The sequence below is a fragment of the Pseudoalteromonas sp. T1lg21 genome (assembly GCF_002964625.1).
In the GTDB taxonomy this organism is placed as follows: domain Bacteria; phylum Pseudomonadota; class Gammaproteobacteria; order Enterobacterales; family Alteromonadaceae; genus Pseudoalteromonas; species Pseudoalteromonas gelatinilytica.
On record NZ_PQBX01000039.1, the window covers coordinates 199280 to 213654 of the forward strand.

Consider the following 14375-nt stretch of genomic DNA (forward strand, 5'->3'; position numbering starts at 1 on the left):
TTAGATGACCATTACACACCAACAAACTATCACACAGATCCGTTATTTATTTGAGCAGTTTGGCTATCAACACTATGACGAAATTTGTACCCAGTATTCTCATGCAGCACAGTGCGCTGGGCTTGCATTGCAGCAAAAACTAAGTACCGATACTGTCGTTGCTGCATTTTTACATGATATTGGACATTTAATCGCACATCAGCAAAATCTCACGATGACCAAGCAAGGATATGTCAATCACTGTGAGCTTGGCGCAATTTTTTTAAAAGAAAATAACTTTAATGATGCTGTTGTTGCCATGGTTTCTCAACATGTTCAAGCTAAACGCTATTTAGTCGCAAAGAATGAAGGTTATGAGCAAACACTTTCGCCTGCCAGTACACTCACCTTGCAACAACAAGGTGGCCCTTTGTCGTTACAACAAGCTAATCAATTTGCAGCCCAGCCATATTTTGAAGAAATTTTACAATTAAGAGAACTTGACGACTGTGCAAAAGATCCAAATATGCATATTGAACCACTTTCTTTTTGGCTAGATTACTTAGATAACTATTTAATTTCATAATCAAACGTTATAAATCCTTTTATTATCAGTTAAGCTAAAGCTGTATTTAGCAAAAAGGCACGGTATGCTTTTATATCAACAAATCAGAAATTACATACATCAATTACTAAGCGAAGGGACTCTGAACACGGGTGACAAGCTCCCTTCTGAGCGTTTGTTACAAGAACAATTTAACTCGACCCGTATTACAGTCCGTGAGGCACTACTTCGTTTAGAAGCTGAAGGATTGATCTATAGCCAAACGCGCCGTGGTTGGTTTGTAACGCCAACAAAACTTAAGTGGAACCCTGCCACTAAAGTAAACTTTTATGAACTGGCAAAACAACAAGGCTTTGTTGCTGATACCCAAGTGATTAGCCATCAAGAAATTAGCAATCATGATTTAAAAGCAGAATTTTCTGCATCAACTTTGCACCATTTGCAACGTGCCCGCAGCCTTGATGAGCGCTTAGTGATGTTTGAAGATATTTTTTGTGATGCTGTGCGTTTTGATGGCCTTGCTGAGCACAACCTAAATGGCTCGATAACACAAATAATGGCAAATCAATACGCAACAAATGTAGTCAATGAGCAGTGCGCAATTAGTGTGACTGTCCTTCCTGACGATGTAGCACAGGTATTGCAAAAAAATAGTGGTACTCCCTGTTTAAAAGTTATTCGTAAACGCTTTGATGAACTAGGAAGTTTAGTGGATTACAATATTGAGTATTGGTTGCATAATGCCATTGAAATGACTGTCGAAGGTCACTAAGGCAATAAATGAAAAAAGGCTTTGTTAAACAAAGCCTTTACACGGGTGAACATTCTTTATAACCAATATCTGCTGTTTGATATTGCTTTAATTAAACGTGTAATATCGTTTTCGAACACATGACCAATATTGCCAATTCTAAAGCAATCAGCATCTGACACCTTACCTGGGTAAATTACAAACCCTTGTTTTTTAAGCAAAAAGTAAAACTCTTTAAAGTCATACCCATTCGCTGTTGGAGAATAAAATGAGGTGATAATCGGTGAATGTAAGTTATCATCTAAGAGTGTTTGAAAACCTAAATCTCTCATCGCATTCACTAAGAGTTGCTGATTGTTTTTATAACGCTTATGACGTGCTGCAACACCTCCCTCTTGTTCTAATTCAATAAGAGCTTGATGAAATGCGCGTACAACATGTGTAGGAGATGTGAAACGCCATTTACCTTGGTTGTTCTCCATACACCGCCACTGCGCATATAAATCAAGTGACAACGAACGTGCAACCCCTTGTGATTCTTCAATTAAGTCTCGCTTGCAAATAACAAAGCCAAAACCTGGAACACCTTGAATACACTTATTAGATGAGCTAATCATTACATCAATGTGCCAATCTGCTAAGTCAAACGGTACGCCACCAAAGCTACTCATTGCGTCTAAAATATAAACTTTGTTATGGCGTGATAATAGTTCACCCACTTGCTTTGCTGGGTTTAGCATGCCAGTCGTCGTTTCGCAGTGCACCATAGCAACATGACTAATTTTTTCATCACTCAAGAGTGTTTTTTCTATGTCGTCACAGCTTGGTAGCTGAGTTTCAGTGTAATTTAAAACACAATGGTCAATGTCTAAATACTCAGCAATTTCAGCCATCCGTTTTCCATATGCGCCATTGTTTATTATCAATAACTTATGCTCTTTTGCGACTAAACTACCTAAAGCACTTTCTACACTCGCAGTGCCACTGCCCTGCATTAATGTACACGTATAATCAGTACTTTTTGTGGCCAAAGTTACAAGTTTGCTGCGAATAGCCTGTACAACACCTAAGTTATAATCGTCATCCCATGTACACCAATCCTTTAACATCGCTTGTTTTACCGTATCCGATGTTGTTAATGGGCCAGGAGTTAACAGTAAGTATTCATTCATTTTAATATCGCCTAAATCTGGTCTAGTCCAGATATTATTAGGGATTTAGCTTGATAAAAAAAGTGAAGTTTTTATGACTGCATTAAAAAAGGGCCTAATGGCCCTTTGCAAGTTAAATAATAAAGGAATCTAAAGGGAGTTTAGAACTTGTACTCTGCACCTACGTAGTAGTACGCACCGTTAAAACCAAATGGTGCTGAACGACGTGAGTAAGTGAATACACCTGGGCTTGAAACAATTGTGTTGCCGCTTGCATCAACAATCGTACCCGAGCGTGAATTACCAATGGTGTTCTTATCTGGGTAAACATCAAATAAGTTATTTGCACCAATGTTAAATGACAGATTTTCGTTAAAGAAGTAGTTAACTTTTACATCAGTTAATATTTCAGCACCGTATGTTTGACGGCCACCATCTTCAACTGTGTATTCGCCGTAACGGTTTAGAGAAAGGTTTACTGTCCAATCTTCTAAACGGTAAAGCGCACTTAAGTTAATGCGATCTTCAGGTTGCCATTCTTCAATAATTGATGTTTCTTGAGCAGAAAACACATCTTCTACCGGAATAGTCTCAAGGCCACTGCCTGATGGCGTAAATAAATCAACTACATCAGTTTTAGTGAAGTTAGCAGCAAAGGTGAAATCTAGCGTACCGCCAAGGCCTTCTGTGTTCCATGTGGCAACTAAATCAACACCTTCGGTTTCGGTGTCTGCACCATTTAAGAAGAACTGACCCGCACCTGCGCCTGAGCTTTCAAGTGCAGCATCTAGCGTATCTGATAAACCTTTACCTAAACGGTTTGAAATAACGATACGGTCGTCGATATCAATCGAGTAGTAGTCAATGGTTAAATTGATATTGTCGGTAACGTTATACACAATACCTAAACTACGGTTTTGTGACTTCTCTTCTTTTAACTTAGGAATACCAATTGATTGCGCTAAGGTACTGTCGTTTCTGAATGTACCTACTTGCTCAGCCACTAAGCTGCCATCATCACCTACAACGAACTGTGTACTTACGTTATTAAAGTAAAGTTGTTGCATCGAAGGCGCTCTAAAGCCTGTGCTTAGTGCACCACGTAAAGACACATCTTCAGTAATTGACCAATTACCCGCTAACTTAAAGTTAACTGTATCGCCAAAACCTTTGTAGTTATCGTAACGTACCGCACCTGAGATAATAACATCATCAATAACATAGGTTTCTGCATCCATGTAGAATGAGATCACATCGCGCGACTCATCAACTGATGATGCTGGATCTGAACCACCAAAACCTTGCGTACCGCTTGCAGCATCAACACTGCCTACCCCGCCATTTAAACCAGAATAGATGCTCACACCATCAACTGTGTCGTAATCACGATAGGCATATTCGCTACCTTCAAGAATACGGAACTCATCAGTACGAAGCTCAGCACCTAGTGCTAATGAGAAGTTATCGTAATCTTTGGTGTAATCAAGGTTGATTGTTTGAAGTGATAATTCAAGGCCATATGCATACGCTGAACGTGGAATCGTGGCACGAATTTCATCAGCCGTTAAACCTTGGTCATAACGAAGATAGTTAGCGTATGAGCCATTGATAGTGTCACTAGTTGTGTAATCAATGCTGTTTTCACCGTAGGTGTACGATAAATCAATGCTTGAATCATTGTCGAACGACTTTTTAAAGCCCACGTTGTAAGACACGTCATCAATAATAGTATTAATTTTCGGTAAGAAACCCATTGGAATGGTCGCATCACCATCTTGCAATACAGGGTTACCTGTAGCATTTGCGTTATGACGGAAAAACGCTGCAGATTCATTTTCACGATTCGAATAAGTGATAAAGCCATATAGCTCACCACCAGCAAGCTCATAGCCAGTGTTAATAGTTAAAGCAAATTGCTGTGAATCTGCATCACCAATTCTAAACGTATCACGAGGTGCCGTTAACTCACGCGGATCACCTGCTAATAGCGTACCGTCATCAAGTTCAGTACAGCCGTAAAATTGACACGAACCATGCAGGCCTGCACGGTTAGTCGGTGCACGGTCACGGTAGTTGATTGTAGTATTTAAATAACCATCATCACCAAGGGCAAAACCAGTGTTGAAATCAACATTGACTGTTTCACCATCACCTTCTGAATATTCACCGTAGTTAATCGCCGCTTTACCACCTTCTTCAGCGTCTTTTAATACGATATTAATTACACCCGCAATCGCATCTGAACCATATTGCGCAGCAGCACCATCACGTAATACTTCAATACGTTTGATTGCAGCAGCAGGAATAGCGTTCATGTCGGTACCTGCCGTACCACGACCTACTGACGTATTAATATGGATAAGGCTCGCTTGGTGACGACGCTTACCATTGATAAGAACTAAGGTTTGATCTGGCCCTAAACCACGTAATGTTGCAGGGCGAAGCGCGTCAGTACCATCACTGATAGACGAGCTTGAAAAGTTAAAAGACGGTGCGATAGCCTGAAGCATACGGCCTACTTCTGTTTGACCTGTATTCTCAAGTGCTTCGGCACTTAAAATATCAACCGGAACCGGTAAATCTTCAACCGAGCGACCTGCTACACGGCTACCGACAACGGCAATTTTTTCGATGTTTTTTTCTGCTGATTGATCTTCTGCGAACGCTTGCGTATTGGCGGCAAGCAGTAATGGCACGACTGCAGCGCTGACCCCTGATACTTTGATCATGTTATTATCTATCCTATCTACTTGTTTGAGTTTTATACTCAGCAAGCCTTGTTGATCAACAACCGCATCGAGCTCAGTGCCTTCTAACATCGCATTCAGTGCATCCAATTTGGTATAAAAACCAAATACAGATTGCGCTTGATATTGCTTTGCTAATTCGAAAGAAAAAATGACAGTTTGATCTGTTTGCTTTGCAAATTCGATTAACGCCAAATCAGCTCGTTGCGCTTTGATATCAAATTGCAGCATTTGTTTTTCAGCTGCTATTGCTATTTGGCCTGCTGTGAGGCCATAAATGACAATAGACGCTGGTAACAAAGGCAATTGCTTACTGCGCAATTTATACAAACAAGTGAGGAAGAAAAATCCGCTATGTAAATTTAACTTTTTTTTAATTAATTTTTTGTGACGAGAAGGTGGCGCACAATTAACATCATTACATTGGCGTATTCTCATAGGCAAAACTAACCTTTTGCAGCGATAGTTAAGCTAACACGATGTTCACCTAAACGTTGATGTTCTACACCTAAGTTGGCCTGTAAAGAATCAAGTAACCCTTTTATGTCGCCTGTTTTAAATACACCAGCCACTTTCAATGAAGCAAGTTTTGGGTCATTCAATTCAAAACGTGTGGCGGTATAACGACTCACTTCTTGCAAAGCTTCACCAAGCGGTTCGCCGTTAAAGATTAACATTTCTTGTTGCCAAGCTAAGTCACGCTGTACGTCATCAACAGATAACTGTTTAATCGGCTCAGTTTTACTTTGTTTTATCAGTGCTTTCTCACCAGATACAACAACATTCGCGCGAAGTGCTTTGATATCAGCACTGTTATCCGAGGCATCTTTTAAACGATTAAAATCACTGGCATCAACCTGAGTACTCGGATCAGCAATCATTACCTTGCCCTCGGTCACCACTAACTCTAAGTCTGAGGCAGTATTTCGCTGCACATTAAACACGGTACCAAGAGCAGTAAATGATTTATCACCGGCAATAACAGTGAATGGACGACTTGCATCTTTAGCAACATTGAAGCGGCCTTCACCACGGCTCAAGATCAACTGACGGCGATCGCCGGTATAAGCAACTTCAAGTTTAGTATTGGTATTAAGCTGCACAATCGTGCTGTCGGGCAATACAAACGTGGCTTGCTCGCCCACTTTAGTGCGGTAAATTTTAGTAAACTTTGCGTAGTCGTTTTCTTCGTTCTGCCAATAGCTTGAATAAATGAGCATGATACAACCAAGCAGCATCGCCACTAAAAAGCTAGCCGCCGTTGCCATACCAAATACAGCGGGTTGTTTTTGCGGGGCTTTATAAGGAAATAAGCTACTTAACTCGTTAAGCACACTCATTTCATCCCATAATGTCGCAAGTTCAAATAAGGCCTCTTGATGAGCCGCACTTTGATGAGCCCATAAATGTAATTGGCTCACTTCATCTTTCGATAAACCACGATCAATTGCACTGATCCATTGGCTCGCTTGCTCTTGAATCATTTCTTTTGATGAAAATGGGTGAACATTACTCATTTGTTCACCTCTTTTGCAGTGAACTCTGTGGTAGGGCTATATGCCTGAGGTTGTACATCGTGTGATTTCATTGCTCGGTGAACATGTAATAAGCCTTTGGCTATGTGTTTTTCAACAGTACTTTCGCTGAGTTCCATTTTAGCAGCAATTTCCTTTTGGCTTAAGCCATAGACTTTTTTTAATATAAAACATTTTTTTACTTGCGGGCTTAATTCGTTAGTTACTCGGCAAAAAAACAAAAAGCGCTCTTTAGAGGTTACTTCATCTTCAAGTGCCATAGAACGCATGTGATGTTCAACTTGTTGTTGTTCATCTAACGATTCTTTGTATTTATTGTCCCATTTAGCAATGTGATTGAGTGCTAAATGTTTAGCCGTTTTCAGCATATAACTGTGAGTGTATTCGATATTTTGTTTAAGATCTGCTTCATAACTTTTTATAAACGTCTCTTGCACAATATCTTCTACATCATCAGGGCTGACGATACGTGATACAAAGCGCCTAAGTTTGCTCGATATCTCGGTAAAAGCGGTGATAACCCCAGTTTGATCTGTCATCCTTAACTCACCTTTATTATATTTTTATTGCTTTAGGGTACGAGATTTCAGTTTAATTACAAGCCATTTGTTAAGTTTTTGTACCTTCGGTAAACAAAGATTTCATAAACTCATAAAAAACCTCTGTTTTGCGCGTCACTAGGCTGTTTTGTGGTTTTAAAAACCATACTGGCGCGTCAGCATCAACAAGGCTATTAGGGAGTATTTCGATTAACCGCCCTTCTGCTAAATCATCTTTAATTGCAATATATGATTTAATCGCTATGCCATGACCTGCAATCGCAGCCTGCGTCATGTTATCTGAGTTAGATACGGTAAAACGCGTTCTCGCATTATAATTAACTATTTGGCCACCCTCGTTAAGTTTAAGCTGTCGCTGCCATGGCAAGCATACCCAGTAATGCGCTTTAAGATCAGAGACCGTTTTTGGTAGCCCATATTTTTCAATATAGCTTGGGGCTGCACACAAAATACGAGAGTTACTAACAAGCTTGCGTGAAAGCAGGTTTGAATCTGCCAACTGACCTACTCGAATAGCTACATCTTGGGCATCATCCACAATATTCACAAATTGGTCTGTGATCATAAAATCGAGTTTCAAGTCAGGATATTGCTGTTCAAAATGACCAAGCTCTGGCATCACAGATTTTGAGAAGACCCAAGGCGGCATAGTGACTCGTAAAAGCCCTGTCACCGCCGAACCTCGTGCGCCAATTTGATGCTCAGCATCATACAGCGCCTCTAAAATGGCCCCAGCACGTTGGTAAAACAGCTCTCCTGCTGGTGATAAGCGTATTCGCCTACTATCACGAAACAGCAACACAGTACTTAATGCTTTTTCTAATTTACTTAAGCGATGACTAACCGTAGCGGGTGAAAGGCCCTGAGCTTTAGCGGCGGCAACCACACCTTGGTTTTCAACTATGGCAATAAAGGTTTCTAAATCACATAAACTGTACATGGCTTGATTCAATATTTTCGAATTTAGGTTTCAGTTTTGCATTGTATATATAAAAATTTAAAACTCTATACTTACTATAAATAATCAAAATGATTGGAGTATGTATGTCTTTAAAAAACCAAATCGATGCATTTGAAGTGCAAAAGAAAGCCAATGTCCCTGCTGATATCCTAAATTTGATGGATGTCACGACTGAAAAGCTGATTGCTGAACAATTAAGTGAACATGCTTTAAGAGTGGGTGATAAGTTTCCAGCATTTGAATTACCCGATAGCAAGGGTAAACAAATTAGCTCAACAGAATTGTTATCGAAAGGCTCGCTGGTGCTGAGCTTTTACCGTGGTGGTTGGTGCCCATATTGTAATTTAGAGCTTCGCGCACTTAATAACATGCAGCAAGCATTTGCAGATCAACATGCCCAATTAGTTGCTGTTTCTCCTCAACTACCCGATGAATCACTGTCGACTCAACAGCAAAACGAGCTGGCTTATACGGTGCTTTCTGATGTGGCTAACTCATTGGCTAAAAAGTGTGGTTTGGTTTTCACGTTAGATGAGCGCTTGATCCCTATTTATGATCAGCTAGGCTTAGATATTCCTAAAGCCAATGGTGACGATAGCTACGAATTACCATTACCGGCAACTTACGTAATTGATAGCCAAGGGGTGATTCAATTTGCATTTGCTCATGAAGATTACACACTAAGAGCGGAGCCTTTAGATGTTCTTAACGCAGTTAAAGCAATTAACCGTGTTTAATAAAGCCCTTTTTAGTCTCGTTTTATTGCTAACCTTAACTTTCTCGGGAGGCACAATGGCAGCGTCGCAAATCCAAGCAAAACCAAAGGTAATTGTGTTTGATGTCAATGAGACCTTGCTTGATCTTGAACAAATGCAAAGTTCAGTCGCTAAAGCACTCGATGGTAATACCCAGTTATTGCCGCTTTGGTTTTCGACCATGCTGCATCACTCATTAGTGAGTACGGTATCGAATGATTATCATGACTTTGCTGACATCGGCGTTGCCGCGCTGATGATGGTGGCAAGTAATAATCAAATTTCGTTAACCAAAGAGCAAGCTAAGCAAGCGATTGTGCCGCCGCTTTTATCTTTACCTGCGCATAGCGATGTTAAACCCGCATTGGCGCAATTAAAGCAAGATTATAAACTCGTCAGCTTTACCAATTCGTCAAATAATGGTGTCAAAGCGCAGTTTCAACATGCTGGCTTAACAGATTACTTTACTCACCGTTATAGTATTGAAGATATTAAAGTGTATAAACCCGATCTGCGCGCTTACAAGTGGTTGCTTGAACAATTAAATGTAGCGCCTCACGAAGCTTTAATGGTTGCAGCACATGGCTGGGATGTTGCAGGCGCTAAACAAGCGGGTATGCAAACAGCGTTTATCGCAAGGCCCGGTAAAGCGCTTTACCCATTGGCAAAGCAACCAGACTACATTGTTAAAAACCTTGAAGAGTTAGCCTTATTACTGGCTCAAAAGTAAAAAACGATTTAAACCGTTATATCAACGCAAAGCGAAAATGTTTTGCGTTTTTTTGCGCCTAACAAAAAAGTAAACTACAGGGTGTACCTTTCTCTTTTTTGGGTATAAACTAAACGCTAAATGAATATGCATAGTGACGTCTTTCATGCTAATAGACTATTTTTTATGCATACCTACTTAACAATTGGACTGTGGAGTAAACATGCGTCTGCCTTTCGCACCTGCCAAATTATCATTATCTGCGTTGTTATTAGTTTCTGCTCCTTTGCTACTGCAAGGTTGTTCTGAAGCGCCACAGCAACAACAGGGTCAAATGCACCCCGCTGCTGTCGCGACTATGACAATGGAAACACACGATGCCCCTTTCACTATTGAGCTGCCAGCGACGTTGTCTGGTTCAAAAGAAGTTGAAGTTCGTGCCCGTGTCACTGGTATTCTTGAATCACGCAACTTTGAAGAAGGTCAGCGTGTAGAGCAAGGCCAATCACTGTTTACAATTGACCTTGAACCTTATCAACTTGCGGTTGATCGTGCGCAAGCAGCACTTGATGGTGCAAAAGCAGCGCTTGTTCAAGCTGATCGTGACGTTAAACGATTAGCTAAACTACGTGCCGAAAAGTCTGTTTCACAACGTGATTACGATAACGCAAGCTCAGCCAATGATATTGCTAAAACTGATTTAGCCGCTGCAAAAGTTGCCTTAAAAGAAGCGCAACTAAACCTTGAATATGCGCAAGTAAAAGCCCCTGTCGCAGGTGTAATGGGACGTGAGTTTGTTTCTGAAGGAACCTATGTTTCTGGACCAGATTTATTACTGACTCAAATGACTCAGTTCGACCCTATTCGTATTCGCTTTGGCTTATCTGAGCGTGAACAACTGCAAATGCGTCAAGATGTTAAAAATGGCTCACTGACTTTACCTGAGCAAGGCCACTGGAAAACACAAATTAAACTTCAAGACGGCTCTTTATATGGACAAACCGGTGAAGTTAACTTCTCTGATGTGCGTATTAATCCAAACACAGGTACCAGTGAGTTTCAGGCAATTATTCCTAACCCTGATTTTCAGCTTCGCCCGGGCCAATTCGTTCGCGTTGAGTTAAGTGGTGCAGTACGTAAAAACGCTTTCATCGTGCCGCAACGTGCAGTACTTGATAACGGCACTGGTAAGTTTGTTTATGTTGTAAGTAAAAACGAGCAAGGTATGGATGTCGCTTTACCTGCCCCTGTTACTGTAGGTGAGTGGATCAAAAAACCAGAAAATGAGCAATACCAAAACTTTTGGTTAATTCGCAGTGGTTTAAAAGAAGGCGACCAAGTTATTGTTGATGGCATGGCACGTATTTTCTTCCCAGGTATGCCAGTTAATGTTGGCAAACCTGCCGCTAACTCAAGCCACGCAGAATAAGCACAGGGAGTCTTATGTTTTCTCGTTACTTTATAGACAGACCCATTTTTGCGTTTGTTATATCTATTGTTATTGTGCTTGCGGGCCTTGCTGCGATGCGCAGCTTACCTGTGGCGCAATATCCTGAAATAGCGCCACCGGTTGTGCAAGTAACCGCAGCCTACCCGGGTGCATCAGCTGATGTACTTGAGCAAACGGTTGCCACACCAATTGAAAATGCTATTACCGGTGTTGAAGGCATGATGTATATGTCATCAACGTCAACCAGTGCAGGTTCAACGACCATCGAAGTTACTTTTGAAATTGGTACTGATGTTGACCAAGCAGCCGTAAACGTAAACAACCGTGTTAAGCAGGTTGAAGCGCGTTTACCTGAAGAAACACGCCGCCAAGGTGTGGTTGTTCAAAAAGGTTCTTCTAGCTTTTTACAAGTTCATGCCTTTTACTCACCAGATGGAACACGTTCGAGTTTATGGACATCAAACTATGTCACTATGAACGTCCTTGACCGTGTTAAGCGTATACCTGGCACCACCAGTGTACAAATTTTTGGTGCCAAAGATTACGCAATGCGCATTTGGCTGCGCCCTGATGTAATGAGCCAGTTAGGCGTCACTGTTGAAGAAATTGCAGGGGCAATTCGTGTACAAAACTCGCAATACGCGGCAGGTAAAATTGGTGCCACACCTACTACGCAATCTCCACAAGAGCTTGTTTATAGTGTGACTGCACAAGGGCGTTTGTCTGAGCCTGAGCAGTTTGAAAATATCATTATTCGTTCAAACACAGACGGCAGTAGCTTACGCTTAAAAGACGTTGCCCGCGTTGAACTTGGCTCAAAAGATTATAACTTCAAAGGAACGATTAACGGTAAAGAAGCGGTACTGTTAGGTATCTTCTTGCAACCTGGTGCTAACGCCCTTGATGTAGCCGAAGAAGTAAACAGTGTTATTGAAGAAATGAAAAGCCAGTTCCCTACCGGCCTTGCTCATTTAACGTCATACGACACAACCCGCTTTGTTGAAGTATCAATTCGTGAAGTTGTAAAAACACTGCTTGAAGCCATGGTATTGGTATTCTTAGTAGTGTATTTATTCTTACAAAACTGGCGCGCGACTCTAATACCGACCCTTGCAGTGCCAGTATCACTACTAGGCACATTTGCCGGCATGTATATGCTGGGATATTCAATTAACTCACTCACCTTATTCGGCATGGTGTTGTCGATTGGTATTGTTGTTGATGATGCCATCGTGGTACTCGAAAACGTTGAGCGTATCATGCACGAAGAAGGCCTAGGTGCCAGAGACGCCGCCGTTAAGGCGATGGGCGAAGTAAGTGGCCCTGTAGTAGCCATTGTTTTAGTACTTTGTTCAGTGTTTGTGCCAATTGCGTTTTTAGGTGGCTTAACCGGTGAGTTATTCCGTCAGTTCGCTATTACTATTTCGATTGCTGTGAGTTTATCGGGTATCGTTGCGTTAACGATGACGCCAGCGCTTTGTGTGCTTATTTTAAAGCAAGAACACAAGCAAACTGCCCGCTTCTTCCTATGGTTCAACAACATGTTTACCAAGATCACAGGCCGTTATGTTGGTGCTGTTGGCTTTATGGTGCGCCGTGGCCTGTTAGGACTGATCTTAATGACAGGTATGATTGCCGCTACAATTGGCCTTTGGCAAAACACCCCAGGTTCGCTTGTGCCAGATGAAGACCAAGGTTATTACATCTCTGCAATCTTCTTACCTGACGGTTCATCACTTGAGCGCACAGAGCAAGTCACACAGCAAGTTGTAGAGGCCGTGCAATCAAACCCAGCGAACGAAAACGTGGTGGCGTTTACCGGTTTTGACTTTATTGGTGGCGGTTACAAAAACAGTGCTGCAACCTTATTCGTAACTCAAAAGCACTGGGATGAACGTGAAGTTGATACCAAGGCGCTGGTGCAAGAGCTATTCATGAAAACAGCGGGTATTAAAGAGGCACTCGTGCTTGCCTTTAATCCGCCTGCAATTTTTGGTTTAGGTAACACCGGTGGCTTTGAGTTCTACATTCAAAACAAAGGTGATAGCGACCCAGACAAACTTCAACATGCAATGCAATTGATGACAGCAGAAGCACAAAAGAGCCCTATCATCAGTGGTCTGCAAACACTTTGGCGCCCTGATGCACCACAGCTACGTGTTGATGTTGACCGTGAACAAGCGCGTGCTATGGGTGTCGAAATTGATGATGCGTTCACTGCCCTTGCGGGTAACTTAGGGACTTATTACGTTAACGACTTCAATAAATTTGGTCGCGCATGGCAAGTACTGATGTCTGCAGATGCTGAATTTAGAATGAAGCCTGACGACATTGGTCGTATCTATGTTAAAAACAACCAAGGTACTATGGTGCCACTTTCAGCCTTTACCACTATCGAGTATAGCCGTGGGCCTGAAAACCTTAATCGTTATAACAACTTACCTGCGGTTAAACTGATGGGTAATGCAGCACCGGGTTACAGTTCGGGTCAAGCTATTGCGGAAGTTGAGCGTATTGCTCAAGCCGTTTTACCACCTAATATGACTTACGAATGGACAGGTTCTGCATTCCAAGAAAAACGTAGTTCGGGCACCACTGGGATTGCCTTAGGCCTTGCTGTGATCATGGTATTTTTGATTCTAGCAGCGCTATATGAGCGTTGGTCACTACCGCTTTCAGTCATGCTTGCCCTGCCATTTGGTACCTTTGGTGCGCTTATAGCGGTTTGGGTCGTTGGAATGACAAACGATGTGTATTTCCAAATTGGTCTGGTAACACTTCTTGGTCTTGCTAGTAAAAACGCGATTCTTATCGTTGAATACGCCTTGATGAAACATCAACAAGGCTGGAGCGCAAGTACTGCTGCTCTTGAGGCTGCAAGGTTGCGTTTTAGACCTATCATTATGACTTCGCTTGCATTCATTTTAGGCGTAGTACCTCTAGTATTGAGTTCTGGCGCAGGTGCGGGTGCACGTCATAGTGTTGGTACCGGTGTAATGGGCGGTATGATGGCCGCAACATTCCTGGCCGTATTCTTTGTGCCACTGTTCTTTTATTGGTTAACGGCGCGTAAGTTAACTGAAAAACGTTCAAGACAAGAGCTTGCTGATGAGATAGCGAAACATCATCAACAAGAACATGTCAAAACCCAAGAGGGTAACCTGTAAAAAATGAAGGGCAAACAATGAGTTTGCCCTTTTTTTTGATTATTT

11 protein-coding genes are annotated in these 14375 nt (G+C 41.8%); 6 read left to right on the forward strand and 5 right to left on the reverse strand.

Going from position 1 to position 14375, the window contains the following annotated elements:
- Positions 1–4: 4 nt before the first annotated feature.
- Both C2M25_RS08845 and C2M25_RS08850 read left to right on the forward strand, forming a co-directional pair.
- Positions 5–565 carry an HD domain-containing protein gene (locus C2M25_RS08845; protein ID WP_105180927.1) on the forward strand — a complete coding sequence of 187 codons (561 nt, stop codon included), beginning with the start codon at positions 5–7 and terminating at the stop codon, positions 563–565.
- A gap of 64 nt (positions 566–629) precedes the next feature.
- Positions 630–1316, forward strand: a complete 687-nt coding sequence (locus tag C2M25_RS08850; protein WP_105174235.1) for a UTRA domain-containing protein — start codon at positions 630–632, stop codon at positions 1314–1316.
- 56 nt (positions 1317–1372) lie between these two features.
- On the opposite strand, the gene phnW is transcribed toward C2M25_RS08850, so the two are convergent.
- The 5 genes from phnW to C2M25_RS08875 all read right to left on the reverse strand — a co-directional run bounded on the left by phnW (position 1373) and on the right by C2M25_RS08875 (position 8228).
- Complete coding sequence (phnW, locus tag C2M25_RS08855; protein ID WP_105180928.1) at positions 1373–2467, reverse strand: 2-aminoethylphosphonate--pyruvate transaminase; 1095 nt, start codon at positions 2465–2467, stop codon at positions 1373–1375.
- A 140-nt stretch (positions 2468–2607) separates the two neighbouring features.
- On the reverse strand, positions 2608–5631 hold the full coding sequence (locus tag C2M25_RS08860) for a TonB-dependent receptor plug domain-containing protein (RefSeq protein ID WP_063704853.1): 3024 nt from the start codon (positions 5629–5631) through the stop codon (positions 2608–2610).
- Positions 5632–5639: 8 nt separating this feature from the next.
- Positions 5640–6710: a FecR family protein gene (locus C2M25_RS08865; RefSeq protein ID WP_105180929.1), complete on the reverse strand. Its 1071-nt coding sequence runs from the start codon at positions 6708–6710 to the stop codon at positions 5640–5642.
- Entirely contained in the window at positions 6707–7267 is a 561-nt protein-coding gene (locus C2M25_RS08870) for an RNA polymerase sigma factor (protein ID WP_063704849.1), read from the reverse strand. Before C2M25_RS08870 ends, C2M25_RS08865 begins: the two co-directional genes overlap by 4 nt.
- A gap of 70 nt (positions 7268–7337) precedes the next feature.
- Positions 7338–8228: a LysR family transcriptional regulator gene (locus C2M25_RS08875; protein WP_105180930.1), complete on the reverse strand. Its 891-nt coding sequence runs from the start codon at positions 8226–8228 to the stop codon at positions 7338–7340.
- A 104-nt stretch (positions 8229–8332) separates the two neighbouring features.
- Here C2M25_RS08875 and C2M25_RS08880 point away from each other — a divergent pair, with 104 nt between their 5' ends.
- The 4 genes from C2M25_RS08880 to C2M25_RS08895 all read left to right on the forward strand — a co-directional run bounded on the left by C2M25_RS08880 (position 8333) and on the right by C2M25_RS08895 (position 14330).
- Positions 8333–8986: a peroxiredoxin-like family protein gene (locus C2M25_RS08880; protein ID WP_105180931.1), complete on the forward strand. Its 654-nt coding sequence runs from the start codon at positions 8333–8335 to the stop codon at positions 8984–8986.
- A gap of 55 nt (positions 8987–9041) precedes the next feature.
- Positions 9042–9734: a haloacid dehalogenase type II gene (locus tag C2M25_RS08885; protein WP_105180970.1), complete on the forward strand. Its 693-nt coding sequence runs from the start codon at positions 9042–9044 to the stop codon at positions 9732–9734.
- A 202-nt stretch (positions 9735–9936) separates the two neighbouring features.
- A complete protein-coding gene (locus C2M25_RS08890; RefSeq protein ID WP_105180932.1) occupies positions 9937–11142 on the forward strand; it encodes an efflux RND transporter periplasmic adaptor subunit in 1206 nt (401 codons plus the stop codon).
- A 14-nt stretch (positions 11143–11156) separates the two neighbouring features.
- Positions 11157–14330, forward strand: a complete 3174-nt coding sequence (locus tag C2M25_RS08895; RefSeq protein WP_063704841.1) for an efflux RND transporter permease subunit — start codon at positions 11157–11159, stop codon at positions 14328–14330.
- Positions 14331–14375: the final 45 nt, after the last annotated feature.